The organism is Natrinema gelatinilyticum, from assembly GCF_024266705.1.
Lineage (GTDB): Archaea > Halobacteriota > Halobacteria > Halobacteriales > Natrialbaceae > Natrinema > Natrinema gelatinilyticum.
The window spans coordinates 2,728,351-2,754,240 of record NZ_CP100756.1; the positions used below are offsets into that span (position 1 = coordinate 2,728,351).

The following is a 25,890-nucleotide window of genomic DNA, read 5'->3' on the forward strand; positions in this document are numbered from 1 at the left end:
ATACCTGAAATCCCCGCTCGGATGATTCTCTTCCGCCGTCGACGTCCGTCTGGTGACCGACGACTCGAATCTCGACAATCGAGAAAGTCGATCTATTCACGATATTTCGACAATTGTTGAAGAAGACATTTATTATTGTCGAAACAGATGGGATCGAGTATGGTCTCGACAACGACGGGTCTTGACGTATCACTTCCAACGGAACTCGATTCCGCTCGAGCGAAACTGGTGTACCTGTATCTCGCGGCCAGTGATGGTGCGACCGCTGAAGACCTCTGTACCGACCTCGCTGTCACGAAAGGTGCGGTCCTCTCGATCACGGGCACGCTACGGGAACGGGGATACCTCGAGCGGACGGACGGACGATACGAACTCGTCTGATCACCGAACGCGCTCGAGACGGATTCCAAGGGGAACGCCCGTCTTGGATCGGTCTACGGCATCGCGAACGTGATCGGCGATGGACCGATTAGAAACGAGTCGCGACAGCCGGCGGACGGAGCGATGGACCCCCCGTTACTTCGGAAGCAGCATGATGACGGACGTGGTGTTGTGGTAGCCACTCATCTGGCCACGCTCCATGCAGAGTTCCCCGTAGGTCTCGAATCCGCTGAAGGGGACTCCCAGCTCGTCATCGATCGCACTGACGGCATCGTCGAACTCGTCGCCGAGGATGATCGAACGACACGCGCAGTCGTAGACGAACCCACCGGCCACGTCACCGGCGGCGTTTCGAATCGCGGCCCGTGCCGTGTCACGAGCAGACACGATCTGATCGTCTGGCGGACTGTGCATCACCCGCAACACGATTCCTTCGGGGACGCCGACGGGGAAGTCGAGCGGTCCCGCTTTCGAGAGTGTCAGGCCGGGCCAGCGTATCTTGTACCCGTCGTTGATCGCCCCGTACCCTTCTTCGATACCGAATTCGAACTCAGTCAATAGCCTGAGCAGTTCCTGACTGTCCTCTTCGACGGCTTCGAAGTCGATGGTTCGGCCCGTCTCGGCGAGGTACGATTCGACCGCTTCGCGCCAGGCTTCGAACGCGGGTTTTCCATCGATTTCGATGACTTGGCCACCATCGGATTTCGTGACCGTCATCGGTTCGGAAATCGGCGAGTGACCGTGATCGACGGTGATCGTCATCGGCTCTTTGGAGGCCATGAGTGCGATGACGACGGAATCGGTCGCAATCGTGTCGTCGTGAAAGACGTGCGTCGCGTTCATCGCCAGGTCGTCACCCGCCGACCCGCCAACGAAGCTGACATCGTGACCGAGGTTTCGCTGTGTAACGAGTGCGATTTGATCGCTGACGCCGGCCAACCCGTCGTGGAGGTTGATCGCCGATAGATGTGGATAGCCCTCGACCGACGACGGGAGATCCGTTACCGCCTGATTGATCGCATCTGCAGCCCCCTCGGAGACGTCGGTTCCGAGTCCCGTAAAAAATTTGATCGTGTCGCTGGCGACGAGCGAAACCGCGACGCTCCCTTCTAACACTGCCTGCTCGGTGAACTCTCCTGCGGACGACGCACCGATTAGCTCTGGGGTGTCTCCAATCACGTCGCGGATTCCGGCCAGAACGGCCTCGTATTCGTATTCTGGCGAACAAAAGACCTGACAGAAGTCGACACGATCCGTCCCCAACGCCTCGTGCGCCTTCGCTGCCGCTCGATAGCCCGCATCGAAACTATCGTCGTCGACCGCCATGCCGGTCTGAAACTGCGTCGGAAGTGCCCCGGCGTCGTCCGTGCTATCGAACGAGAACCCTTCGGATTTCGTCATCGACGGTGACGGCGTTTCGGGCGTTGGCTCGGGTTCCAGCTCCCGCGTCGAGGACTCCCACTCGGACCCGGTCGAAGCCGCGGACCCCCACATCGAGTCGGACCAGTTTGACGTCCCCGTCGATTCCGATGGCGTCGATTCCATCGACGTCGATTTCGATGAGGCCGGTTTCGATGGCCCTGAATCACCAGCCGCTGCGGTTGTGGCGTCCGGACGACCGGCGGGCGACCTGCGCTCTAGCCCCGGCGGGTCTTGGCGTGCTTTGTACATCTCGAGCGTGTCGTGCAACCAGTTCGCGTTTTGAGACAGTTGTCTGGCACTCTTCGAAACGTCCGTAAGCGCAGCCGTTTGTTCTTCGGCCGACGCGGTGACTTTTTCCGCCAGCTTGGAGGTCTGCTCGCTGATCGTCGTCGTCTCGTCGACGAGAGCGACCACCTCCTGCGTCGACTCTGCCTGCTGATTCGCTGCCGTGTAAATCTCTTGAACACCGTGATTCGTCTCCGCCGCGTACTCCGCGATTTCGGTGAGTGCGTCGAGCGCGGTTTCGATCGAATCGGTGTGTTCAGCAATTCGCTCTTCCGTCTCTCGAACGGTGTTCGTCGCCACTTCGGTCTGCTCGTGAATGTCGTCGATCCGCTTCTCGATGTCCTCGGCCGCCTCTTTGCTCTTTTCTGCGAGTTCCTTAACTTCCTTTGCCACAGCCGCGAACCCGCCTTCGTCTCGGGACTCATCGGTGCTGCGCGTCGCCTCGATGTTGGCGTTTAGCGCGAGCATATTCGTCTCGTGAGCGACCTCGCGTATGAATTCGACAAGTTCATCGATGGCCTCCATATCCGCTCGAAGCGATTCGATCGCTTCGACCGCTTCCGTCGACCCGTCTTCCATTTCGTTTAATCCGTCGATTGCGGTCTGTACAGCCCGCTGTCCTTCGCGTCCCGTCTCCGCAGTTCGTTCGGAGAGCGTCGTGACACCGTCGGAGAGACTGGCAATCTCTTCGATGCTCGATGAGAGGGTGCCCATTTCGTTCGTGACCGACTGGAGTTGTTCGGACTGTGCCGTTGCACCGCCGGAGATTTCCTGAATCACCCTGCCAATCTGGTTGCCCGCTTCGCTTACCTCTTCGGTCCCCGACAACACGTCGTCGCTCGACGAGACGACGAGCGAGATGAAGTCTTTGAGGTGGCGCATAGTCCCCTCGAGTTCGTCCATCATCTCGTTGAAATCGTCCGCAACGTCGAGTGACGACTCCTCGTCTGCTTCGATTCGATGGGCGAGCTGTCCGGCGGCAACGAGCTGCATCGCTTCCCGAAACCGTTCGGTCTGACTCTCGATCTGCTCGTTCTGTCGCTTCTCGCGCTGGAGTTTCGTCTCCAGGTCGTCCGCCTTCGTCTCCAGGTCATCCACCTTCGTCTCCAGGTCGTCTACCCCCTGGCGCTGCTTGCGTATTTCGTCGATCCGCTCTTTGATGACAATGTCCACCTCTCGGATGTCACCGTTTCCTACCCCAGAATCGGGCTTTCCGATCGCTGCCTCGATATTCGCCACCACTTCCTCGTGTCTCTGATCGACGCGAGCGCCCAGTACGTACCCCGTCCCGGTGACGAGAACCACACCGACAACCAATCCGGGGAAACCGGCCGCGTTGCCGGCTACGGCCATGAGTACTGTCGCTCCGAAGACGACGGCGCCGAACCGTATCGAATAGTTCGACCCGGCTTCTCGTAGACTGACGCCCATAATATTACGCATACGGATACAGTATAAGAAATTGGTGTATTGACCGATGACTTTTAGTGAAATATCATAATCACTCATATGTGTAACAAAATAAATAAAATATCGTGAATTTTTCACACCGAGATCGAACACGGCAGACGTCGCGTGACCGTCGATTGAATCGACGACGGTTGGTTACTCGGGAAGAGCGGTGCGATCCCCGAGAACGGCGTCGCAGACGTCCTTTCCGACAAACAAGACGATGGGGAGAAACCGAGAGTGAACTACCCCGCCCTACTCGTCGCCTTCGGCGACTCCTTGAGGGCAGGGCTTCCTGCTTCGACGACGCGACGTGCAGACACTTCAGAAGTATCCACAGCGGTCGCAGTCTCCACAGGCGTTGCTTCGGAGTGAACCACTCCTAGGTTCTCCAGACCACGCGACTGGATGTTCAACGCCGCGTTCCAATCCCTCTCCAACTCGAACCCACACGACGGGCAGGAATGTTCCCGAACCCACAACGGCTTCTCAGTCTCCACGCCACACGATGCACACTCTTTCGTCGTGCCACTCGGTTCGACTTCGATGACGTGACACTCGTTCTTCCGACCGTGATGTTTCAGAATCGTACTGAAGTTTCGCCAGCCAACCTCGGCCTTGTTCCGAGCGTTGCCACTGGCTTCGAGCATCGACTTCACGTTCAAATCCTCAACGAACACTGCCTCGTACTCGGTCGTGTAATAGTGCGCGAGTTTGTGTTTATAGTCTCGCTTCTTGTTCGACATGCGAGCATGGACCGTCGCGACTCGACGCCGTTGCGTCTCCCAGTTGTTCGACTCGTACTGTTTGCGAGAAAGCGAGCGTTGCTCGCGCTCGAGGCGTTTTCGCTCGTCGGAGAAGTCAAGACGTCCGACGGAGCGTCCGTCCGAATCCTGGACGAAGGTGAGAACGCCGAGGTCGATCCCAACTGTGTCTTCCGGCACAATGTCCGCTGGGTCTGGTTTCTCTGGCGTGTCGATGCTGATGCAGAACGAAGCGTACTACGCTCCTGTGGGTTCTTTCTTCACCGTTATTTCTTTGATAGCATCGTGGTCGGGAAGGTCACGGTGAAGGCGGAGTGGGATTTCGATGGTTTCACCACGAACTTTTGTGAGTCGGAGTCTCGCTCGGTCTCGCGGGCCACTCTTCGTGTCGAGTTCGAAGCCCGATTGCCGGTATGTGAAACTCCGATACTCACGCGGTGACTTCCAGTTCAGCGAGCCAACGTCGTATCCCTTGGCTTTGAGTGTGCCAAGGTTGGTGATGTTGGTACGGATGCGCTCGACAGCTTTCTGCAACACGGTGGAGTAGACCTGTTTGAGGTCTGTCCACTGTTGCTTGAGTTGTGGGAGTTCGTCGCGGACGTGCCAGACGCGCTGTCGAAGCGTCCCCTCGTCTTCTGGGATTTGATTGAATTCGTGGAGGGCGTGATTGTACACTTGTCGCACGGTGTCACGAGTCCAGTCCAAACTCTCCCGTTGGGTGGTGGTGGGAAAGAGTCGGTATCGGGGACTGTACTCCATGCGACTTATTCTCTGTTAGTAGTTGTGTTTAGTTAACTGTTCTGGCTAGAGTAAGTCGGCGCTCGTGCGGACGCTGTATTCCCGCCCTACTCGCTCGCGGCTAACGCCGTTCGCTCCTTGAGGACGGGGGCTCAGCGCCCTCTCTTTCAGCTAAAGTTCGATACGCTCGACGAGTTGCTCTCGATTCTCGTTCGTGTTGACTGCGACGATCCGGATCTGGTCTTCGAGGCCTGAGTCCTTCAGTTTCGCCTTCAACAGGTTATCGACCTGATATACACCTGCGGCGTTGGTCATTTCGATTTCGACCATGACGGGCGTGGTATCGCCCGGCTGGAGCGAGACTCGGCTGATTGCCTGGCTCGAGAGGGTGTTGATACCTCGCCCGCCCTGTTCGTATGGAATCCTGGAGCGGCCGTGTTCCATATCGAGGGCGTCAGCGACTCGGATCACGCCCGCTTCAGTGGTGAGGGGCGTTTCGGATCGGTGGTGACAGAGAATCGCGTGGAGGACCTCGCCTTTCATCCGCACGGAGTCGGGAACGTCGTAGTACTCGGGGAGAATCCGGTCGAGGATATCCGCCGCTAACGGGATCGAGTAGTAGGCGTGGCTGTCTCGGTGGACGATGTGGCCGACGTCGTGGAGGGTTGCCGCGAGCGCGATGATGACCGACTCGTCCGATTCGTCCAACCCCTGCTGGCGCGCGCCGTTGAAATCGACGTTGCCGCCCTTGAGCAAGTTATAGAGACACAACGCCCGATTGCGGACGATTTCGATGTGCTTCGTCCCGTGGTCGTTGTACCGCATCCGGTCGACCGCGTTGATGTTCTGTGCCTCGAGATAGGCCGTGATTTCCTCGTCGGTGTCGACGAACTCGAGGACGGCATTGAGCTTCTCATCCGGAAAGTTATGTTCGTCGTCGGGGGAATAGACGCGGCGGGGATCCTCCTTGGCGGCGGAATCGGTCATAGGAATACATCGGCTGCGGACTAAAAAAACGCTGCGACGGGTGTCCCCCTGACCGTCATCAGCCGTCAGGACAGGTCCGCGACCGCTGCTTCGACGTCGTCGTAGTCAGGTTCGACGCTCGGATCGTCGCTGACCCACGAGTAGGCAATCTCGCCGTCGCCGTCGATGACAAATACCGAACGCTTTGCCACGCCGTAGACGCCGAGATTGGCGAAGTCCATCGGAATACCGTACTCGTCGGTAATCTCCCTGTTGTAGTCGCTTATGAGTCCGAATTCGAGACCGTTCTGCTCGCGGAACTCGTTGAGGGCAAACGGCGAGTCGCGGCTGACGCCGTAGACGCTCGTCTCGAGGTCATTGAACGATGCGAGGCGGTCCTGGAACGCGCACATTTCGGTCGTACAGACGCTGGTGAACGCGCCGGGAAAAAACGCGAGGACGACCGGCGACTCCGTTTCGAGCCGGTCCGAAAGCGAGAATTCCTCGATGTCGCCGTTTGCGAGCGGTGCGGTAAAGTCGGGTGCGGCGTCTCCGGTTGAAGCCATCGTCACCCCGTTTGGTGTAAACAGGAAAGATAGTTTCGTTCCCGGAACGGAGTGTACTGCGTGCGGTCGTCGGTCGCCGGTACGGCCGGATAGCCGATTCGAATACGCTCGGCATCGGATCCAATTCGTCGAGTACCGAGTTCCCACGACAGTAGCGGGGTGAGCCAGCGGGTCGGCGAGCAGAGCGGCAACTCACCACGCCTGTTACGCTCGACGAATCTCGGTCTTACATGGACTATCGCGGCCGCGTACTTGCCTTTGTGGTCCAAAAAGGTTATAATTGCCAGCGGATAATCCACGTATAGAGATGGTAGTCGAAATCGCACCGCTGTTCATTCCCGGTGGCATGGGGCCTCCGGAGCTCGCAATCATTCTTATCATCGCGATTCTCCTCTTCGGGGCGAACAAGATCCCGAAGCTGGCGCGATCGACTGGTGAGGCCATGGGCGAGTTCCAGAAGGGGCGCGAGAAGGTCGAATCGGAACTCGAGGAGATGCGAGACGGTGGACAGACCGGCAACCAGCAGACAGGCAACCAGCAGACCGGCAACCAGCAGACCGGCAACCAGCAGAACGACGACTTCGTCGACACGGATCCCGTAACCTCCGACGAGACGACCAGAGAAACCAACAGAGAAACCAACGACTGGTGAGGCCAGAGGTGAGTTCCAGAAGGGGCGCGAGAAAATCGAACCGGAACTCGAGGTGGGCAAGACGGTGTACGGACCAGCAACTAGCGGAACGATAGTTTCCTCGACACGGACCCGGCTCCCCCGAGGAGGTCCCCAGCTGACGAAGATATTTTTATTCCAGGGCGTGTGGCCTAGCGGAGAGGGCAGGAGGTTCCTAACCTTCTGATCGTGGGTTCGAATCCCGCCACGCCCGTGCAGCGAGCCGCGTAGCGGCGAGCAAACCGGCCCAGCGTGAGTCGAATCAGAGAGTGAAGCGATGCGAAACGACCGTGGTTCAATCCGCCACGTCTGTTCTGCGATAAAGGCCTTGCGGAACGAAACGGGTACGGAGTCGACTCCGTACCCGTTTCGCCTTGAGGCGCGTGTGTCCTCTCTCCTCCGAGCGCGAGGCTAGACGATCGTCCCTAGTGCTCGTCCGGGGTCGATCGCCTTCTGGGTCTGGCGTGTAGCTGTCGTGTTCGCGAATAGACGTACCCTGTCCAGACAGAGAACCGGTAGCGGTTGGGGAGTCCACCCGAATCACGCGAACAAGCCGTCAGTGACTCGTCCGTCACCGCCGATCCGGATCGCCAAACCGGGTCAGCGGCTCGAGTTCTTCGGTGTCGACGTCCTCGAAGGCGGCGCGTGCGATGACCCGACGGTGGACTTCGTCGGCACCGTCGACGATGCGAAACTGCCGAACTGATTCGTAGAAGTCCGAGAGTGGCAGGTCTTTCCCAATACCGTTCGCACCGCACGATTGGACGGCCAGGTCGACGGCGTCCTGTGTGACGCTCGCTGTGAACACCTTGCACATGGAGACGGGAATGCGGGCCTCGTCTCCTGCGGCGATACGGTCTGCGGCGTCTCGAAGCGCGGTGCGGGCGACGTGAAGGTGTGTTTCTGCGTCGGCAATCCTGTGGCGCAGCGACTGTTTTTCGGCGAGCGCGGACCCGAACCCCTGTCGTTCGCTGAGGTAGGCCTTCGCGATGTCGAGCGAGCGCTGGGCCATGCCCGAGTAGCGCATACAGTGGGTCAGACGAGCGGGACCGAGGCGCTCCTGTGCGTGGACGAATCCCTGATTCAGTTCTCCGAGCAGGTGCTCTTCGGGGACGCGGACGTTTTCGTAGCGAATTTCGGCGTGTGACGCACCGCGATCGCCGCCGCCCATGTGAGGAACGTCCCGCACGATCTCGACGCCGTCGGCGTCCGACGGTACGAGAAAGAGCGAGCAGCCTTCGTACGGGTGGGCATCCTCGTCAGTCCGAGCGAGGACGATCAGAACGTCGGCCTCGACGCCCTGGGTCGTCCACCACTTGTGGCCGTCGACGAGCCACTCGTCCCCGTCCTTTCGTGCCGTCGTCTGAATCATCTTTGGATCCGACCCGGCACCCTGCATCGGCTCGGTCATCGAGAAGCCGGATTTGATGTCTCCCGCGACGAGCGGCTTGAGGTAGGTTTCCGTTTGTATCTCGTCGCCGGCGAGTTCGAGAAGGTGCATATTCCCTTCGTCCGGGGCGTCGACGCGCATCGCGACCTGCCCGAGCAAGCTTCGGCCTGCTTCTTCGAACGTCGGCAGGGAATCCCGAAAACTCAACCCCATTCCGCCGTATTCTCTAGATATCTGTGGAGCGTACACGTCGTATTCGCGAGCCGCCTCGCGGAGTTCCGCGACGGTGCCACTCGAGACGGCCATCCCCCCGGCTCGTTCACGTTCGACCGGCAGGACGACCTCCTCCATCAACGCGGCGGCGCGATCGGCGACCTCGCGAGCCCGTTCACTATCATTGTATCGCATACTCGGAGTAGCCCGATGGAATCCCTAAGAATAGGGAGAATCCCCACTCGATAGCAACTAGCCCAGCATTTTTTCTTTCACTGCGGTCCGAAGCCGAACCTGATCGATGCGTGTCTCGAGGTTTGGTAGTCAGCGACGATCACCCGGTCGGGACCGCGTTCGCCAGAGAACACGACGGAACGACGTCCTCGGATCGGGATTCGTTCGATCCCCCTATCGATCTGCCGTTTCGGCGTCGTCCACGTCGAGTTCGTCGCGTAGACCCTGCTTGTCGAACTTCCCGGTCGCAGTTTTGGGAATCCGATCGACGGTGCGGATCTCGTCGGGGAGCCACCAGTCCGGCTGGTCGAGCGTCTCCTCGAGGTGGGCCCGTAGCTGGTCCTCGTCGGAGTCGCTCTCTTCAGCGGTGACGACAGTCGCGAGTGGCCGTTCCTGCCACTTCTCGTGCGGAACGCCGATCACTGCCGCCTCGACGACGTCCGGGTTGGCCATCAGGGCATTCTCGAGTGCGATCGACGAGATCCACTCGCCGCCGCTCTTGATGACGTCTTTCGCCCGATCGACGATTTCGACGTACCCATCTTCATCGACAGTGACGATGTCGCCGGTCTTGAGCCAGTTCCCCTCGAAGTCGTCCTCGTTGGCCTGTGGTCGGTTGTAGTACTCCGTGATGACCGACGGCCCACGGACCCACAGCTCGCCGGCGGCTTCGCCGTCCCAGGCGACGTCTTCGCCATCGTCGTCGACGACGCGCATCTCGAGACCGGGGGAGAGCAGTCCCTGTTTGCGTCGCTTTTCGTACTTCTGACTGCGGTCTACGTCGTCCATCCGAGCCTTCGGCCGGGACACCGAGCCGATGCTCATCGTCTCGGTCATTCCCCACGCGTGTTCGACGGTGACGTCGAACTCGTCTTCGTAGCGGCGCATCATCTCCTCGGGCGCGGCACTGCCGCCGACGACGACCCGCTCCAGGCTCGAGAGGTCGCCGCCGTGTTCGTCGACGTGTTCGAGTAGGTCGATCCAGACGGTCGGGACGCCGGCGGTCATCGTCACTCCCTCTCGCTCGATCAGTTCGAGCAGGTCGGCTGCGCTGGGCGACGGACCGGGGTAGACCTGGGTTGCACCGGCCATCGTGGCAGCGTAGGGAAACTCCCAGGAGTTGACGTGGAACATCGGTACGACGGGCATGACGACGTCGCGTTCGCTGATGTCGAGTCCAGCGGGAGTCATCACCATCATCGCGTGGGCGTAGATCATCTTGTGGGTGTATTCGACGCCCTTCGGTCGGCCCGTGGTTCCCGACGTGTAGCACATCCCAGCTGGGAAGTCCTCCTCGAGGTCGGGCATCTCCTCGTCCGTGATCGGATCGGACTCCGCGATCAGGTCCTCGTAGGCGACGGCATCGATATCGGTCTCAGGGGCCGTCTCGTCCATGACGACGACCCGCTCGACGGGGAGGTCCGACCAGAGCCGTTCGATCGTCTCGAACGGCTCTCCAGGGTCGACGAAGAGGATATCGTCGCCCGCATCCTCGACGATGAAGACGATGTCATCGTCGCCCAATTGAACGTTGATCGTGTGTAACTGGGCTCCGGAAAGCGGCGCAGCGTAGTACGTCTCGAGGTGTCGATGGTGGTTCCAGCCGAACGTCCCGATCCGGTCCCCGGAACCGAAGTCACGGTCCGCGAGTGCAGCGAGGAGCGATCGGACTCGGGTTCCGAACTCGCCGTAGGAGGTGTCGACGATTCCGTCGCGGGTCCGAGAGAGTAACCGCGTCTCCGGAAAGAGATTCGTCGGTCGCCAGAAGAACGGCCGTATCGTCAGGTCAGTCATCAACGCTCACCACCAGTCGCACTACTCAAATTACGCCACCTCCCGGGACATGACGTCGAGTTCTCGAGTCGGTCGATGTGGCTCAGACGCCTCCCCTGGAACCGTCGAACGGAGTCAGTCGGACTACTCATCACACTGCAATCAGGGGAAAGATCAGATATAAGCGTGATGTATATATTCGGAGAGGAACCGTGCTGAGTTACGCTCCTTGGAACTGAATACGGTACCCTGGCTGCGGACCGAGGGGCCGAAAACATAACACAAAAACCATTGAATTACAGACGTGTGTGACACCGAGATAGTCGTCCCTAAGAGACGGAGCGCGTCTCGATTCCTCTCGTGATCGGTTTTCACTCGCGGCCGTTCGTTGCCGTCGAAGATGTCTCAGACTCGAGAATATCGCCATTCGCGCCGTGCGGACTCAGCCGTCTGTTCGTGCTACCCGAAATAGTAGCGGAATCGGTAGAGCCTCCGAATCATCTGGATTATCAGAAATGGTAATTGGCAGATGGTTTTTTACTATTGGGGAGGAGTGTATATAATGGCTGTTGACGAGACCAACCAGTCGGACGCCGAGGACTTTCTGAGGGTGATGAATCCGACCTATGTCGGAGGATGAACGATCCCACGAGTCGGGTCCAGTATCGAATTGGACCGTCCGGGTCGACGAATACACGTGGGAGGTGTTTATGTCCGAATACGGGTACGCCGACGAGATTTCCGTCCTCTATCCGGACGAGGCGGACGATCAGCTCGGACTCGATACGAACGAGAGGCGTTCGAGGGGGCCGAGCGGAGACGACTGGGACCGAGTCGACTTCGATCCGACGGCGTACCTCGGTCACCAGCCGGACGACGTAGCCAACACTCTGCTCCCGGTAGCCGGCGACGCTGCTGACGCGCTCTGGGACCGGTTCGCAGAGTACGTCGACCCGGAGACGACGTCAGTCGTCAAAGACATCTGGTCGTGGGAACACTACAAGTGGGAATACTATTACGAAGCCAACGGGAGTCGCCCTCGCGACTCCAACGGCGATATCGTCCATCACGACGAGAAAGACGCACTCGGTTTCGACCCCGACACGCTCGAGGGACGACTCGCAGCCGGCAACGACGCCGCACTGGAACTCGACGACGTCGTCGAGGAACGAACCGTCAATGTACGGGAAGAGATAGACGAAGACGAGTTCTTCTCGACTGCGGCGGGCAACATGACTGTCGCCAACCGGTACGACCTCGAGAAGACGGTCCCGATCGAGAAAAAGACTCACTTCCGCGAGGTCGAGCGCTACTGGGTGAACAAACCCTACGCTTACGTCGTCATTTTCCATTCGGAGAAGGAAAACGAGAAGAAGTACTGCATGGTCGAGCCGTACCAGAACGAGATCGAACTGGAGCTTCAAGAGTTCCTCTCGGTGCTTTATTGAAAACGACAGACGGCGTCGGGACTGTTCCGTAATAATTTGAGAGAACGAGGTCGAGAAGCCGATTATGGCAGTCGCACTCCTCGACCTCGTTGAGAAGGCACTACGTGTAGCAAAACAAGCTTTGGGAAATCACGCGGGGAAGCCCGAGTCAGGCGGGCTTCCCCGCGAAGCACACATCGTTGCTCATTGTATTCGGAAGGAAGAAGGCCACACGTTCACCGAACTCGTCGATCGGCTCGGGCTTATGCCAGATATCTGCGAGCGTCTTGGCATTCACCCAGATGCATTGCCTGACCCAACGACGTTCTACCACTCGCTTGACCGATACGCGATGTACGTCTGGCGGGCGTTGCTGCGCGCTTCCGCGCAGCAACTCCGCCACTCCGGCCACGTCGCTCTCGACAGTACGTTCTTCGAACGGAAGCAAGCCTCACAGTACTACCTACAGCGACAGGATCGAGCGGTGAAGACGATCAAAGCGACGACACTCACCGATACAGAGTCGCTGGCGGTGCTGGACGTGCATTGTTGTATCGAGCGTGAACATGACACGAAGGCTGGCCCGCGGGTCGTCCGCTGAAATGCGGACGACCTGCGGGCCGTCGTCGCCGATAACGGATTTCAGGACTGGCACACCGAATACGAGTTGTCTGGGTACGATCTCGAATACCTCGTTCATCACCGTGGATCGACGCCGATGGCTGCTGCGCATAACGCACTCAATCAGGAGAACGGGTACACGCAACGCTGGATGGCAGAAACGTCTTACTCGACCACGAAGCGAACACAAGCCTCCGCCTTGCGTTCGCGGTTCTGGTACCGACAGGTCCGTGAAATTGTCCTCATGTTCGCTCTTCACAACATCAAGAAGGTGGCTGAGAAGCTATGATCGTGCTGCCGTACCGCATTTTCAATAGAGCACCTCTCGGGAAAACTTCGGACGGCGATCAAGTACTCCGAGGACGACATCAAAGAGAAGGCGACCGAGAACGGCCGCCGGACGGTCATCGAAGACGAAACTCGAAGTACCGTCAATCCCGTCGACCTCGGTGAATTTTCGTACGAAACCGGTTCAGATATCATCGCGTACGAAGGCGCCGGCGTCGTTAGGGCAGACGAAACTGGAAGCGCCGTCGTCAAGCGACCGCAGGTGACGTGTCATCCGGAGAGCGAGACGGTGGTCATCTCGTTGACTGAGGTCAAAGCGTCTGACCAATCGGTTCAGTACACTGATAGTTTCGGGTTCACCATGACGGAGCGAGAACGAAAAACGCACTTCGAGGACGGAGTTTCCAACGTCTCGATACGAATGAACACCTCCTACGAGCGTGCGTGGAACGCGTCGCTCGAGCGATCCGGCTGGGAAATGACCGGGTCGGAAGGCGGTGACATACTCGCAACATGTGAAGATAGCGGTGGCAAGACGGTGGACAGTGTCGTGATCACGGTCGTCGAGACGGACGTCGAATACTGAGATCACGTTGATCATCGGTCACCCGGTCATCGGTCAGGCTGCCCCAGTGATAGCGTCCCCGGTCGCTAGTCCCACTCCCCCGGTATCAATGCGCGCAATCCCGCCCGAGCGGTCAGTGCTTCGACGCGTCCGGCTCTGTCGTCGCCGTCAGTATCGAGGGAGAGTCCATTCGAGAGGCGCTGCGGTTCGGCCATCGGCGTTCCGTCGGCGTGGGCGGTTCGGCGTTCAGTACCGATCCGTCGCCGTCGTCCGGGCTCCAGGGGACGTCGACGCCAGCGAGCCCTCGCCTGAGGAGATACTCTGCGGCCTCGACGAGCGTCCCACAAGACGGCGGGTGGCCGATCACACCGATCGGGCCGCGATCGGTGAAGAAGCGAATCACGTACTCCCCACCCGTCTCACCGTTGCCTTCCCTCGCTCCGTGACCCGCCGTTTCACCTTCCGTCGATTCGCGTTCCGTCACTCCGCATTCTGTCGATGCACCTTCCATTGCGTCGTCTCCAGGCCTGTCGTTTCGACCCTCGAAATCAGTCTCACCGTGGACTCCGCTCGGGCCTGCGTTTCCATCACCAGCGTCCAACTGACCGTCCGTCTCTAGCCGCTCGAGACGCAGATTCCAGGCGTCACGGGAGTAGGGTTCGATCGCCGAAGGCGAGTCGACGAGGTCGGTGACCCTGTGGGCGTGATACTCGACGTTGGTCGTCCCCGCCAACAGCAGATACCCCCGGCCGTTGGTGTGAACCGCCTCGGCCTGCTCTGCCGATAGATCGCGCGATCGATGTCCGTCCATGTCATCGTCTGTCGAAGCTCGTTCGCTCGAGACTCCCGAAGCGAATCACCGCACGCCTCGACGGCCACGAACAGCGGTGGGATCGCATCGACCGTCGGGACGTACTCGAGACGGGTCTCGTCGACGTTGCGATCCATCAGGCACGCGTCTGCGCGGATATCCTAGCCCAGCACTTCGAGGAAGGGTTCGACGAACAGGGTTCGCGTCTCACGTACGTCTGCCGGCGGCGAGGGTTTCGGAACGAAGGCTCCATCAGGACTCGAGATTCGAATTCGAACGCCAGTTGAATCGTCTGACGTCCGTTTTCGTAGCTTCCCGCTGATAGATACGCAGACGGGCCTTGCGAACCACGAACGACGACTGGAGGTTCGGCGGAATCGTCTCTGCCTTCCCGATGACGAGGTACCCCTCCGGACGAAGCGACCGGGCTATCGTCTCGAGCATCGACTCCTTATACGCGTTGTCGATATAGATAAACAGGTTGCGACAGACGACGAGGTCGAAGCCCGACTTCGGTTCGTCGTTGATCAGGTCGTGTCGTTGGAACCGGACGTTTTGTTTCACGTCATCGCCGATTCGGTACGTTCGGCCATCGACGTCGACGTATCGGGTGTAATCGTCGAGAAATGAGAGCTGATCGTCGAGATTGACGGTCCGAGACTCCTCGTAGACGCCCGTTCGAGCCGTCTCGAGTGCCGGTGAACTGATGTCGGTTCCGAGGATGGCCACCTTCGATTCGTCGATATCTGGATCGTCGCAGGCGAGCATCGACAGCGAGTAGGGTTCTCGGCCGTCAGCACACGCCGCGCTCCACACCCGAATAGTCCGATTGTTCGCTGAGAGCCTGCGGAGGACGACTCGGATTCCCGACCAGACGTCGGGGTTGCGAAAGAAGCCCGTGACGTTGATACTCAGTGCTTCGAGTAGCGCTTCCTGTTCGTCAGGATCGTTCCGCAGTGTTTCGAAATAGGTGTCGTACGTTTCGCTCTGGGTGCGGCGCATCCGGGAGGAGACGCGTCTGTCTAGGTAGCTGTCGTTGTAGTGGCTCGTCGCAAAGGACAATTCGTCCTCGACGAACGCGAGGAGATCACCGAACGCGTCGGTACTGTCGCTATCGTCACCGTTGCCACCATCGGTATCGTCTCGAGCGTGTCCGGCGTCGCCATCGGTGTCACCGATCACAGCTCTTTCACTCCGGTTTCACCGTTTGAGGTCTTCACGACGAGTTTTCCGGTGCCGGGAGTGAACTCGACGGTCCGGCCGTGATCACCGCCGACGTCCTCTGCTTTGAGCGGGACACCGAGTTTCTCGAGTTCCTCTTTCGCGGCGGCGATGTTTCGCTGTCCGACGCCGTCACCGAAGCTTTCGAACTCGAACATATCGCTCCCGCCAGTGATCTTCGCTTCGACAGTGGTGTAGTGAGCACCTTGCTCGACCATTCGTCGGAGGAGCGCTCGGATCGCCGTGTCGGCGTACTTTCCGGGTTTGCGATCGCTGTTGTCTGCGGCATCGCCGTCGGGCAACATGACGTGTGCTAACCCCCCGATCCCGGAGTTCGGATCGTACAGTGCGATGGCGAGACACGAGCCGAGTCCGTAGGACTTGAGCGTGTCGTCACCTTCGCTGACGACCAGTTCGGAGATACCGACCTGGACGGGCGTTGGTGCGCCTGGTTCAGTACCGTAGGTTTTCATGTAATATCGACTTCCTGGAACTCTGCCGTCGTCGGCGTTTCTTCGATCCGATCGACGTCGAGGTCGTTCAACGCGCGCTCGAGGTCCGATTCGTCGGGAATCGCGTACACCTCGCAATTGAACTCGCGGTCGTCGGCCACCACGACCGTATCGAAGATGAACGCGAAGTCCTGATTTTCGCCGAGTTGAATAATGACTGGATCGACGGCTGCGGCGCCGATGTCGTGGATGAATTTCGGCGTCGAATGGTCGATCGTCGTATCCAGGACGTTTGCCCACCCGTCGAGAAATCCACTGGCCATGATGTTGCCCAGTTCCGTAATCGCGCTCGTCCCCATCTCGCCGAAGCCGTCTTCTTCGACGTTCATCGGGACCATCGCGTCGACGATTTCGTGGGCCGACTCCTCGTCGAACAAGAAGAGGAGATAGCCGCTTGGCATTCCGTCGAACTCGAAGGCGACACCGACGAGTTTTTGATTGGCTACCTGCGCTGGGATCGCCTCGAGCGAGACGAAGTTCAGTCGCCGGATCTCGACGCTGGTATCGATTCCGGTCAACGTCGTCGCGGTCTTTGCTACCTCTTCGGCGCCGCGCTCGGCCATCCGATCGAAGCCGTCGAGTTTGTCGTACTCGATGCCGTCGCTGGTTCGCAGTCGCTCTAGAAGCGTCGACATCGACTTGCGTTTCGGGAAGAGATAGTGACTGAAGCCTACTTCGGTGCCGACGGTTTCGATCTGGCTCTGGAACAGCAAGGCGAGGTCGTCGTCGGCTGGCGCCTCGTCGATGTCACCGAAAAACGGCTCGGCGGATTCGCCCTCGACGAATTCGGGCGTCGACACGTCGATGACCGCCTCGAGCACGTCGGCCCAGCCGTCGATGAACCCACTGTTCATGATGTGACCGACTTCGGTCGCGGCACTTTTCGTCATCTCGTCGAACTCGTCGACGTCGCCGATGTCGGTATCGACGTCCGCGTCTGAACTGGCTCCGGCAAGCAGTGTCTCGACGACCCGGAGCGCGTTTTCGCGCTCGAAGACGAGGACAGAGTACCCCTCGATCGCGCCGGTCAGTTTGACTCGAACGCCGACTTTCTCGGTCGAATCCTCGAAGTCGTATCGGATCTCCTGGCCCCGCATGAAGTTGAGTTTCGTTACGCCAACCTGCGTTTCGACGCCTAGCATGTGGGTAAGTCGGCCCGCCGCGAGCCCGGCGCCCTCTCGAGCCATCCGGTAGAACGTGCCGAGTGCGTTGACGTCGAGTTTCATGCGGGTCGGACTTCGATGCCGTTGACCATTTCGACGAACTCTTCTAAGTCCGGGAAGGCGTAAATCTCGGCTTCGATCTGATAACTAGGCACGGACAGATCCGAGTCGAAGAACAGCGCAAGGTCATCGCCGCCCAGACTGGCCGTCCGGGTAACGATGGCCCCGTTCGGCGCGTAGACGAGCTGTGGTGCGGCGATATCGATCGCCCGCCCGAGGACGTCGGCCCAGCCGTCGATGAACCCACTAGCCATCATGTTCCCCATCTCCTCGACTGCGCTTCGGGCCATCTTGCCGGAGACGTCGCCCATGTCGTCGACGACATCGCGCAGCATGATCGCGGTGATCTTCTTCGCGCTCGCTTCGGGGAACAGGATGAGAATGTGCCCGTGGGGTGGATCGAGGAGTCGGACACGGACACCGACCCGCTTACCACCGTCGAGTTGGGACTCGATATCCTCGATGTCGATGAAGTTGGTCTTGGTCACCTCCATGTGGGAGTCCTCTCCGGTCAGTTTACTCATGTTGTCGGCGACGCCGTTCGTCCCGACCTTCGCCATCTCGTTTATAAAGCTCAACTTTCGAATGTCGACCATCATCGTCATAGGTTCCTCCGTCGGTATTGGTGTTCGCGTTCGTTCATAGTGTCGTCACATCCAGTATATTGACTACCTCCCCTCGTCCCCGAACTGTCGCTCCGCTGAGACCCGGAATGTCGCTCATGAACCCCTCGTAGGGTTTGACGACGACTTCCTGTTGACCGTGGATGTAATCGCAGTGCAGGGCCACTTCGCGGACTGCGCCGCGGATTCGGACGACCATTCCCTCGCCGTTCATACCCGGAACCGGTGTCTCGAGGACGTCGGCCAGCTGGATGACGGGGTAGTCGCCGTCCTCGCTCGGGAGGACAGATTCGTCGCCGACTGTCTCGAGTGACGCAGCGGACTCGATGTCGCGGATCACTTTCGTCGGAACGCCGAACTCCTCGCCGCCGCTTTCGACGAACAGTATCTCGTCGATCGCGACCGACACCGGGAGCTGCATCGTGACAGTCGTCCCTTCGCCCAACTCACTGTCGATCGAAATCGTCCCGTCGAGATCTTCTATCGTTCGTTTGACGACGTCCATCCCAACGCCGCGACCGCTCACGTCGGTCACTTCGGCGGCCGTCGAAAGACCGGAGTGGAAGATGAGCTCGTATACGTCCTCGTCGGACAACGCGCTCGCTTCGTCCTCCTCGATAATGTCGGCCGCCACGGCTTCAGACCGAAGCCTGTCGGGATCGAGTCCACACCCGTCGTCAGTGACGGTAATGGTCGCACGATCGCGTGACCGTTCGGCATGGACCCTGACGATCCCTTCCCGGGGCTTGTCCGCGTTCTCGCGGTCCTCGGGGCCCTCTATCCCGTGGTCGACAGCGTTACGAACCAGGTGGATGAGCGGATCCCCAATTCGATCGAGAATACTCCGGTCGAGTTCGACGTCCTCGCCGACCATTTCGAAGTCAACTTCCTTGTCCTGTTCGCGGGTGATGTCGCGGACGACACGCGGGAGACGGTTCGTCACCGTCCGCAACGGCACCAGTCGAATGTTCATGACCGTTTCCTGGAGATCCGTCGTCAGATCCGATAGGGAATCGAGTTCCGCTTCGAGCGCCGCGTCGTCGTCATCGGCCTCAGCCGCATGTCGAAGGCGGACGCGACTCGTCACCAGGCCCTCGACGAGTGTCTGCAGCGAGTCGATCTGGTCGACGTCGACCCGGACTGATTGAATCTCGCCGGTTTCCGCCTCGGCGTCGGGCTGGTCTGTCGGTTCCGGAACTGAGAGATCCGGAATCGGCAGTTCAGGCTCCTCGACGATTCGAATGACATCGTCTTCGGAATCGTCGTCTGTGTCGCCCGTATCGTCGCCGAACGAGTCTTCAGACGAGGGACTCGAGTCACCGCTGCCGATCGAATCCACCGTTGGCGAATCGAGTCCGCCCCTTCCGACGTCGAACTCTTCGGTTCCGGCGAAGACTTCGTCGTCGAGTTGTTCGTCGAAGGAATCGTCGAAACCGGTCTCGAAGGCCTCGTCCGCTGTCTCCGTCTCGGAAGTAGCCGTACTCACCGACGATTCGTCGAATCCATCATCCTCGAATCCATCGTCGTCGAATCCGGTAAAGTCGCCGTCTTCGTCGTCGAACACCTCTGGATCGTCTACCGAGGTCTCAGCTGCGCCCATAACGGCTGCCGTCGGATCGAACGCGTCTTCGATATCCGATCCGAACGATTCGCTCGTCGTCTCTTCGTCAGTTTCCGCCTGGTCCTCCGAATCGACCGTTTCGAGGTCGCTTTCGTCATCGGCTTCGAATGGGTCGGCAGCCTCGTCGGCTGCGCCGGATTCGACAGCGTCGTCGCTCGGTTCAGTTTCGGCAGCTTCCGACGGAGCGCCGTACTCGGTCGAATCGGCACCGAAGTCGGCGGCGGCATCGGTCTCGTCGAACCCGTCGTCAACTGGAATCCCACTGCCGACACCAGACTCGACGTCGAACTGTCCATCGTCGGTTTCAGCATCGTCCGCGATCGACTCACCGACCGTCTCGTCGGTCCCTGCGATCGTCTCTGTGTCCGTGTCATCCACAGACGCACCGTCAGCGTCGGTCTCATCTGTCACTCCGTCGTCGACGGCAGCCTCCTCGCCTGCAACACGCTCGATCGTCTCGTCTCCGTCCGGCGCTTCGGTCGCTTTCTCGGTCGGCACGACAGTGTCGGATTCTGACACGACTGGCTCGTCCGTTGAATCGGTCGACGGCGTCGAATCGATGGAATGGCCTGCCTTCGGTGTCTCGACGTCGTCAATATCGACCCCAGCCTCGACGCCGTTGGTATCCGAAGCCCGAGTTGCATCGAGGCCGCCTGCCGCCGGTTCGTACGTGGTTTCGGCATCGACTGGACTATCGTCATCGTCCCTCGGTGCAGCGGTATCGGTACCCCTGCCCTCGTCATCGCCCCTCGTGTCAGTCGGACCGTCATCGACATCGCCCGCTGACGGGTCCGTTTCGTCGAGGAACGAGTCGTCATCGATGTCGTCGCCGAGGAGTTCGTCCATATCGACCTCTTCTTCGTCAGAGAACTCCTCGAACTCGAGTTCCGCAAGTTCGTCCTGCAACTCGTCGAAGCCGACCATCTCGACTTCGTCTTTCAATTCGTTGAAGACCGCGCTTGCATCGTCGACTTGGTCGTCCGGTTGGGACGCTGTATCGTCGTCCGCTGTGGTCCCGTCTTCGGGAGTCGGGTCGGGGCTGGATGCAGTAGCCGGTTCTGACTCGGACGCCGTCTCTTCGTCTCCCTCGTCGATAGTACGTGCCGGCGGTTCACCCGACTCGGACTCGAGTGGGTCGACCTCGTCGTCTTCCAGCAGATTGTCGAACGAACCGGCATCGCCCATATCGTCGAACGCAGCCAGTTCCTCTTCGTCGATGTCTTTGACCATTTCGTCCAGGTCGTCGAATTCGGAAAACTCGTCGAGAAGGTCGTTGACTTCGAGGTTCTGGGCCTCTTCGGACGTAATATCCTCACCACGCTCTGTTTCGCCCACGTGCGGTTCCGCGGCCGGCGCATCGTCACCCTCGAACCGATCGGTGACGTCGATGATCTCGAACTCGTCGACCTGTTCGACCGGGTCGAGGCCATACGAGATAGCGGCTTTATCGACAGGCGTCCCGAAGACGGCGTCGAAGCGACCGTCGTAGTCGGCGGCCGCGATCCGATCCTGAGACGGATCAGTACCGATCAGATCGAACGCGTCGATCAGTGCGTCGACAACCAGTTTTCCGTTGTTGACGCCCGCTTCCTCAGCGATCGCCAACCGGGTGAGATAGACATCGTGTCCATCGTCAGCCGGCGGATCGAACCGCGAGCACACGTCGTCGATCTCGTCGGCCGACGGCGCGACGAGTCCGGTTCCCGCCTCAGTTGCATCGGTCTCGAGGTGATTCCGAAGGGCGGTTATGGTCGCCGACGGATCGGTCTCGATCGTGCCCGTACGGGCGACCTCGTCGATCATCGTCTCGAGTTCGTCGACGGCGTCGAAGACGACGTCCATCAACTCCGGTGTGACGTCGAGTTCGTCGGCGCGGATGGCGTCCAACAGATCCTCGATCGCATGGGCGAGATCGCTCGCTGACTCGAGGCCCATCGCACCGCAGTTCCCCTTGAGGGTGTGTGCGGTTCGGAAAATGTTCTCCATGGCCTCCTCGTCGTTCGGATCGCGCTCGAGCGTGAGTAAGTCGTTGTTCAGTTCCGTAATCCGTTCTTCGCTCTCCTGAACGAAATCTGTCAGATAATCAGTCATCGTTCTCACCATCCGTCGTGAACGCGTCGACGATTGCATCGACGATGCCGTTCGCGGGCGCGACTCGATCGACACAGCCCGTATCGATTGCTTGACAGGGGATGCCAAAAACCGGACTCGTCTCCTCGTCCTGTGCGATCGTCCGCCCGCCAGCGGCCTTGATCGCTTCGATGCCAGCTGCGCCATCGCGACCCATTCCGGTCAAGACGACGCCACAGAGCGCGTCCGAAACCCGGTCGGCAGCACTGGTCATCGTGACGTCGATTGCCGGCCTCACGCCGTGGATACGGGCGCCATCGTCGAGTCGGAGGCGTAACGCTCCTCCGACGTTGTTTGCTACTTCGAGATGGGAGTGGCCTGGCGCGACCGCCGCCTCGCCGGACTGGAGTCGCTGTCGGTCCATCGCTTCGCTAACATCGTATGCGCTTAACGAATCGAGACGCTCGGCCAACCGCACCGTAAACTCTGGGGGCATGTGCTGGACGACCAATACTTTGGCCTCGAGATCGGCTGGCAGCCGTTCGAACACCCGCTCGACGATCTTCGGGCCGCCGGTCGAGGCGCCGATGATAGCCGTCGGTGCGTCCGCGCGGTCACCACCGACGGTGATCGGGGCCGCGGGTTCGCCGAATGCGGATTCGATTTCGGGACGTGCGTCCGGATCGGTCGCTTTGCTGTCGCACGTGAAATGGGCGTCCGCCCCACCACTGGCGACGGCATTTCCAATCTCCGGTTGGGTGCCAGCCCCTGTCCCGGCAGTGGTCGTTCGTCCGGTACTACTCGTCGTATCCGTTTTCGTCGCGGCGGCACGAGCGAGCGCCATCGAGGAGATTTGTGCCTCTGCGAGTTCGTCGACGGTTTCGACGACTTCGTTGGTGAGATGCGCGATGTTTCGCGAGTCGGAGCCGTCCGGCTTGTGAATGAAATCTACGGCCCCTCGTTCCAGGGCGTCGAGCGTCGCCTCAGCGCCGCGTTCGGTGTGGGCGCTGAGCATGAGAAGGACGGTCGGGTTCGTCGCCATGATCCGTTCGACGGCGTCGATTCCATCCATCTCCGGCATTACGACGTCCATCGTCACGACGTCCGGGTCGAACGTGGCGGTGAGTTCGACCCCTTCGGATCCGTTCGCAGCAGTTTTGACTTCGTACCCGGCTTCGGTGAGCGCGTTGCCGATGACTGTCCGCATAAACCTCGAGTCGTCGACAACGAGTACTCGCGTCATGCCGCAACGACGTCTGAAAGGGCCTTTCTGACGCTGGGTTCCTCGAACGGCTTCGTGACGTAACCGTCCGCACCAGCCTTCACGGCAAGTTTCATTTTCTCACGCTGTCCGACACTCGTACACATGATGACGCGGGAGTCCGGGTCGATCTTTTTTATCGCCGCGGTCGCCTTGATGCCGTTGCACTTCGGCATCACGATGTCCATCATGACGATATCAGGATCGTATTCTTTGTACAATTTAACGGCTTCTGCTCCGTTAGACGCCTCTCCGAGGATGCGGTAATCCTGCTCCAAGATCTGACGAAGTAGGTTCCGCATAAAATGAGAGTCGTCTACGATGAGCACCCCTGTCGACATTCAGTAGTACACCAAACTCTGATAGAGATACAACTACCATAAATGCTGTCTCTCGATTATCAGACATGATAGCCGTCGAATATGCCCCGGAAAACCGCTCACAACGTACGTTCGTGATCTGGCCGATCGGACGACACTCAGGCCTGACCCGACGCCAGCAACAGTCGGTCGACGTCGATCAGCGCAGTCGCCTCCACGATGACTTCCCGTGGCGAATCGTCCACCGTTTTGTCGTTCTCTTCTTCCGATTCAATTTCGAACGTTTCGCTTATCGGTTCGTCGAACCTGCCGGCTGTCTCTCGGACCGACGTCAACGCCGTCGAGACACCGATTTCGGTCCCGACATCGGCGTCCGACTCGATACGCTCTTCGTCCGGTCCGTCGGCCACTGTGTCACTACCGTCGACCCGCTGCCCTCGTTCTTGTGTTACGAGCGCGACGACGAGCGGGTGGTCGAGGGCGTCACCAGAAAACTCGCTGTTCTCGATCCCGTCGCCGTCGATCACGTCGCTCTCGGGAACCGTTTCGACACCAACGACTTCGTCGATCCGGATCGCGGCCGACTGCTGGTCGCTCGGCCGGTCGAGGACGAGCAATCGTTCCTTGTCCGACCTGGGTTCGTTCACCGGAAAGTGAACGCGCGCGTCAACTACCGCAGTTATTTCCCCTCGAAGGTCCATCAGCCCCTCGATCGCGGGAGGCGACCGCGGGATTCGAGTCAACGATGCTGGCGGTTCCGTAATGGTCCTGACTGCGTCGACTGGAATTGCAAGTCGGTGATCGCCGATGCGGACGAAGACGAATCGAACGAGATCCTCACGCTCACGTTCCCTACCATCCCCGTCGCGGGTCCGATCGGCGCCGTCGATATCGAGGAACTTTTCAGAGAGATCCGGTACCATGATCCTAGTCGTGTATCAGGACCCATCAATAAAACGTTGACTCCCGCTAGAACGTCCGCACCTCTCGCACGCTGTCCGCGGTCACAACCGCTCGATCGGGATCGGAGCCTCCCGCTGCGTTCGGTCTCTTCGTGGGGAGCCGAAGCGGATTGAGGTTCAAGAGGGCAGATACGAAGCGTACAGAGGTCCGGTGGTTCGATACGAAGCGATACAGGTCCCAGATCGGGCTGGGTCGGCGCGACACTAGCCGTCGAACGGGCGTTGAACGAAAATCGCATAGCCGCGGTACTCGAGGTGATTCCGAGGCGATGGTCGTTCCCGTCCGCGCCTTGCTGGTGTTACGGTACAGGAGACCTGTCCTCCGTGTCGCCAGTCATCGCAGCGAATGGAATCGGCTTCGGACGACCCCGGTATCGACGACGAACGCGCCACCGTTCTCACCTTCGACCTCGAGAAGAGTCGATATTGCGTCGAGGCCGCGTCGATCGTCTTCGTCTTGGCATCGCGGACGATGCGTCGTTCTTGGGTGCGAGGGTCCCGGTGAGCGCCGGGACGCTCACCGTCGCCAGTGGACGTGTCAGGGTCGTCGGATTTCGGGTCGTCGCTTCGCGGACGTCGGATCGGCTCGCCGATCCGAAACTGCTCGTTCTCGACACCTCGATCGACGAGGACTGGTATTACGGCTGGCTCGACGAGCGCACGATGGACGACTGACAACCTGTCAGTGTCGAGGCGCGCGCAAAAAGCTCCGCTCGTCAGGGCGGGAAGGATATCAACGCAGTCCCGGTGGCGGCCCGCCGTCGGAATCGTCGTCGATATCGACGTCGACGCCATACTCTTCGCGCTCTCGTTGCAGTTGTTTGACCTGCCGATAATAGTACGCGATCCCGACGCCCCCGAGTAAGAGCGCGCCGCCGATGAACCCGAGAAACAGTGGGATATCACGGGCCAGGTAGTACCGCAACGAGATCGTACTGTCTGCCTCCATGTCGTCCCAGGTGAGTCGCTCCTGGTCGTCGACGACCTCGCGTTCGTAGCCGCTCGGTGAGACGTCCCCGAACAGGAAGTTCGTCGTTCGGTGCCCGTCAGGGAGCGTCACCTGGTACGATCCCGCGACGTATGTTGGGAATCTGAACGTTTTTCGGCTGGCTGCACCGGAAAAGGCGAGCGTGCCGTTTTCGTCGGGCACCGTTACAGTGGTGGCCGAGCGCCCCTGCTCGACCTCGAGTTCCGAGCCCGTTAGCTCGGTACCGTTCGGGTACCAGTAACGGACGCTGTGGATCTGCAGTGGTTCGTCTCGATAGATCGTCGATTTCGAGAGTGACAGTTCTTTCGTCCCGTTGAGGTCGTAGACCGCTCGGTACTCGCCACCGCGAATCAGATTCCCATCGTCGATATCGATACTCACATCCGCGTCGGTCTCACGGAGGTCGCTGTAGTCCTGTTCCCGGTCGAGTTGCTCGTCCGAAACGCCGCCGAGGATCGACGAACACCCCGCTCCCATCGTGAGCAAGGCAACCGCGATCACGGCCCAAACGAGTCGTCGATTCATA

The 25,890-nt window shown here is 59.7% G+C and carries 19 protein-coding genes, 1 tRNA gene and 4 pseudogenes; 8 read left to right on the forward strand and 16 right to left on the reverse strand.

Annotated elements, in window-relative coordinates; genetic code table 11:
* Positions 1-159: 159 nt before the first annotated feature.
* Entirely contained in the window at positions 160-381 is a 222-nt protein-coding gene (locus NJU76_RS13415; RefSeq protein WP_254529499.1) for a MarR family transcriptional regulator, read from the forward strand.
* 135 nt (positions 382-516) lie between these two features.
* Here the strand turns inward: NJU76_RS13415 and NJU76_RS13420 are convergent, their stop codons facing one another.
* The 4 genes and pseudogenes from NJU76_RS13420 to NJU76_RS13435 form a co-directional block, all read right to left on the reverse strand.
* Positions 517-3,519 carry an FIST N-terminal domain-containing protein gene (locus NJU76_RS13420; RefSeq protein WP_254529501.1) on the reverse strand — a complete coding sequence of 1,001 codons (3,003 nt, stop codon included), beginning with the start codon at positions 3,517-3,519 and terminating at the stop codon, positions 517-519.
* Positions 3,520-3,782: 263 nt separating this feature from the next.
* Positions 3,783-5,060: pseudogene (locus tag NJU76_RS13425) on the reverse strand (RNA-guided endonuclease InsQ/TnpB family protein).
* Positions 5,061-5,210: 150 nt separating this feature from the next.
* The gene (locus NJU76_RS13430) at positions 5,211-6,026 is read right to left on the reverse strand and encodes an HD domain-containing protein (RefSeq protein WP_254529516.1); all 816 of its coding nucleotides are present in this window, start codon (positions 6,024-6,026) and stop codon (positions 5,211-5,213) included.
* Between the two features lie 65 nt (positions 6,027-6,091).
* The gene (locus NJU76_RS13435; protein ID WP_254529518.1) at positions 6,092-6,571 is read right to left on the reverse strand and encodes a redoxin domain-containing protein; all 480 of its coding nucleotides are present in this window, start codon (positions 6,569-6,571) and stop codon (positions 6,092-6,094) included.
* Positions 6,572-6,878: 307 nt separating this feature from the next.
* Between NJU76_RS13435 and tatA the strand changes: the two genes are divergently transcribed.
* Both tatA and NJU76_RS13445 read left to right on the forward strand, forming a co-directional pair.
* On the forward strand, positions 6,879-7,223 hold the full coding sequence (gene tatA, locus NJU76_RS13440; protein WP_254529520.1) for a twin-arginine translocase TatA/TatE family subunit: 345 nt from the start codon (positions 6,879-6,881) through the stop codon (positions 7,221-7,223).
* Positions 7,224-7,382: 159 nt separating this feature from the next.
* Positions 7,383-7,455, forward strand: a tRNA-Arg gene (locus NJU76_RS13445).
* A gap of 357 nt (positions 7,456-7,812) precedes the next feature.
* Here the strand turns inward: NJU76_RS13445 and NJU76_RS13450 are convergent.
* Positions 7,813-9,039: an acyl-CoA dehydrogenase family protein gene (locus NJU76_RS13450; RefSeq protein WP_254529522.1), complete on the reverse strand. Its 1,227-nt coding sequence runs from the start codon at positions 9,037-9,039 to the stop codon at positions 7,813-7,815.
* A gap of 213 nt (positions 9,040-9,252) precedes the next feature.
* A complete protein-coding gene (locus NJU76_RS13455; protein ID WP_254529524.1) occupies positions 9,253-10,872 on the reverse strand; it encodes a long-chain fatty acid--CoA ligase in 1,620 nt (539 codons plus the stop codon).
* 541 nt (positions 10,873-11,413) lie between these two features.
* Here NJU76_RS13455 and NJU76_RS13460 point away from each other — a divergent pair.
* The 3 pseudogenes from NJU76_RS13460 to NJU76_RS27055 form a co-directional block, all read left to right on the forward strand.
* Positions 11,414-12,287, forward strand: a pseudogene (locus NJU76_RS13460) (secretion system protein E); the annotation flags it as partial.
* 76 nt (positions 12,288-12,363) lie between these two features.
* A pseudogene (locus NJU76_RS13465) lies at positions 12,364-13,188 on the forward strand (transposase).
* Positions 13,189-13,215: 27 nt separating this feature from the next.
* Positions 13,216-13,773: pseudogene (locus NJU76_RS27055) on the forward strand (DUF7289 family protein); the annotation flags it as partial.
* A 112-nt stretch (positions 13,774-13,885) separates the two neighbouring features.
* Here the strand turns inward: NJU76_RS27055 and NJU76_RS13475 are convergent.
* The 9 genes from NJU76_RS13475 to NJU76_RS13515 all read right to left on the reverse strand — a co-directional run bounded on the left by NJU76_RS13475 (position 13,886) and on the right by NJU76_RS13515 (position 24,337).
* Complete coding sequence (locus NJU76_RS13475) at positions 13,886-14,563, reverse strand: hypothetical protein (RefSeq protein WP_340681219.1); 678 nt, start codon at positions 14,561-14,563, stop codon at positions 13,886-13,888.
* 252 nt (positions 14,564-14,815) lie between these two features.
* Entirely contained in the window at positions 14,816-15,745 is a 930-nt protein-coding gene (locus NJU76_RS13480; RefSeq protein WP_256566025.1) for a CheR family methyltransferase, read from the reverse strand.
* Positions 15,742-16,257: a chemotaxis protein CheD gene (locus NJU76_RS13485; RefSeq protein WP_254529528.1), complete on the reverse strand. Its 516-nt coding sequence runs from the start codon at positions 16,255-16,257 to the stop codon at positions 15,742-15,744. The genes NJU76_RS13480 and NJU76_RS13485 overlap by 4 nt, the downstream gene beginning before the upstream one ends.
* Positions 16,254-17,522 carry a chemotaxis protein CheC gene (locus NJU76_RS13490; RefSeq protein ID WP_254529530.1) on the reverse strand — a complete coding sequence of 423 codons (1,269 nt, stop codon included), beginning with the start codon at positions 17,520-17,522 and terminating at the stop codon, positions 16,254-16,256. The genes NJU76_RS13485 and NJU76_RS13490 overlap by 4 nt, the downstream gene beginning before the upstream one ends.
* Positions 17,519-18,124 (reverse strand): chemotaxis protein CheC, encoded by a 606-nt coding sequence (locus NJU76_RS13495; RefSeq protein WP_254529532.1) that lies wholly within the window; start codon positions 18,122-18,124, stop codon positions 17,519-17,521. The genes NJU76_RS13490 and NJU76_RS13495 overlap by 4 nt, the downstream gene beginning before the upstream one ends.
* A gap of 34 nt (positions 18,125-18,158) precedes the next feature.
* On the reverse strand, positions 18,159-21,854 hold the full coding sequence (locus tag NJU76_RS13500) for an Hpt domain-containing protein (RefSeq protein ID WP_254529534.1): 3,696 nt from the start codon (positions 21,852-21,854) through the stop codon (positions 18,159-18,161).
* Positions 21,847-23,076 (reverse strand): chemotaxis-specific protein-glutamate methyltransferase CheB, encoded by a 1,230-nt coding sequence (gene cheB, locus NJU76_RS13505; protein WP_254529536.1) that lies wholly within the window; start codon positions 23,074-23,076, stop codon positions 21,847-21,849. The genes NJU76_RS13500 and cheB overlap by 8 nt, the downstream gene beginning before the upstream one ends.
* Positions 23,073-23,435 carry a chemotaxis protein CheY gene (gene cheY, locus NJU76_RS13510; RefSeq protein ID WP_254529539.1) on the reverse strand — a complete coding sequence of 121 codons (363 nt, stop codon included), beginning with the start codon at positions 23,433-23,435 and terminating at the stop codon, positions 23,073-23,075. Before cheY ends, cheB begins: the two co-directional genes overlap by 4 nt.
* A 137-nt stretch (positions 23,436-23,572) precedes the next feature.
* On the reverse strand, positions 23,573-24,337 hold the full coding sequence (locus tag NJU76_RS13515) for a chemotaxis protein CheW (RefSeq protein ID WP_254529541.1): 765 nt from the start codon (positions 24,335-24,337) through the stop codon (positions 23,573-23,575).
* A 385-nt stretch (positions 24,338-24,722) separates the two neighbouring features.
* On the opposite strand from NJU76_RS13515, the gene NJU76_RS13520 reads away from it, so the two are divergent.
* Positions 24,723-24,881 (forward strand): hypothetical protein, encoded by a 159-nt coding sequence (locus NJU76_RS13520; RefSeq protein ID WP_254529543.1) that lies wholly within the window; start codon positions 24,723-24,725, stop codon positions 24,879-24,881.
* Positions 24,878-25,051: a hypothetical protein gene (locus NJU76_RS13525; protein WP_254529545.1), complete on the forward strand. Its 174-nt coding sequence runs from the start codon at positions 24,878-24,880 to the stop codon at positions 25,049-25,051. The genes NJU76_RS13520 and NJU76_RS13525 overlap by 4 nt, the downstream gene beginning before the upstream one ends.
* Positions 25,052-25,109: 58 nt before the next feature.
* On the opposite strand, the gene NJU76_RS13530 is transcribed toward NJU76_RS13525, so the two are convergent.
* The gene (locus NJU76_RS13530) at positions 25,110-25,889 is read right to left on the reverse strand and encodes a DUF5803 family protein (protein ID WP_254529547.1); all 780 of its coding nucleotides are present in this window, start codon (positions 25,887-25,889) and stop codon (positions 25,110-25,112) included.
* Position 25,890: the final 1 nt, after the last annotated feature.

What these genes read in the sequence shown, in the direction of transcription:
- NJU76_RS13520 (WP_254529543.1), top strand. Translation starts at nt 24,723, where the DNA reads ATGGAATCGGCTTCGGACGACCCCGGTATCGACGACGAACGCGCCACC.
- NJU76_RS13415 (WP_254529499.1), top strand. Translation starts at nt 160, where the DNA reads ATGGTCTCGACAACGACGGGTCTTGACGTATCACTTCCAACGGAACTC.
- NJU76_RS13455 (WP_254529524.1), bottom strand. Translation starts at nt 10,872, where the DNA reads ATGACTGACCTGACGATACGGCCGTTCTTCTGGCGACCGACGAATCTC.
- cheB (WP_254529536.1), bottom strand. Translation starts at nt 23,076, where the DNA reads ATGACGCGAGTACTCGTTGTCGACGACTCGAGGTTTATGCGGACAGTC.
- NJU76_RS13430 (WP_254529516.1), bottom strand. Translation starts at nt 6,026, where the DNA reads ATGACCGATTCCGCCGCCAAGGAGGATCCCCGCCGCGTCTATTCCCCC.
- tatA (WP_254529520.1), top strand. Translation starts at nt 6,879, where the DNA reads ATGGTAGTCGAAATCGCACCGCTGTTCATTCCCGGTGGCATGGGGCCT.
- NJU76_RS13495 (WP_254529532.1), bottom strand. Translation starts at nt 18,124, where the DNA reads ATGACGATGATGGTCGACATTCGAAAGTTGAGCTTTATAAACGAGATG.
- NJU76_RS13500 (WP_254529534.1), bottom strand. Translation starts at nt 21,854, where the DNA reads ATGACTGATTATCTGACAGATTTCGTTCAGGAGAGCGAAGAACGGATT.
- NJU76_RS13435 (WP_254529518.1), bottom strand. Translation starts at nt 6,571, where the DNA reads ATGGCTTCAACCGGAGACGCCGCACCCGACTTTACCGCACCGCTCGCA.
- NJU76_RS13475 (WP_340681219.1), bottom strand. Translation starts at nt 14,563, where the DNA reads ATGGACGGACATCGATCGCGCGATCTATCGGCAGAGCAGGCCGAGGCG.
- NJU76_RS13420 (WP_254529501.1), bottom strand. Translation starts at nt 3,519, where the DNA reads ATGGGCGTCAGTCTACGAGAAGCCGGGTCGAACTATTCGATACGGTTC.
- NJU76_RS13450 (WP_254529522.1), bottom strand. Translation starts at nt 9,039, where the DNA reads ATGCGATACAATGATAGTGAACGGGCTCGCGAGGTCGCCGATCGCGCC.
- NJU76_RS13490 (WP_254529530.1), bottom strand. Translation starts at nt 17,522, where the DNA reads ATGAAACTCGACGTCAACGCACTCGGCACGTTCTACCGGATGGCTCGA.
- NJU76_RS13530 (WP_254529547.1), bottom strand. Translation starts at nt 25,889, where the DNA reads ATGAATCGACGACTCGTTTGGGCCGTGATCGCGGTTGCCTTGCTCACG.
- NJU76_RS13515 (WP_254529541.1), bottom strand. Translation starts at nt 24,337, where the DNA reads ATGGTACCGGATCTCTCTGAAAAGTTCCTCGATATCGACGGCGCCGAT.
- cheY (WP_254529539.1), bottom strand. Translation starts at nt 23,435, where the DNA reads ATGTCGACAGGGGTGCTCATCGTAGACGACTCTCATTTTATGCGGAAC.
- NJU76_RS13485 (WP_254529528.1), bottom strand. Translation starts at nt 16,257, where the DNA reads ATGAAAACCTACGGTACTGAACCAGGCGCACCAACGCCCGTCCAGGTC.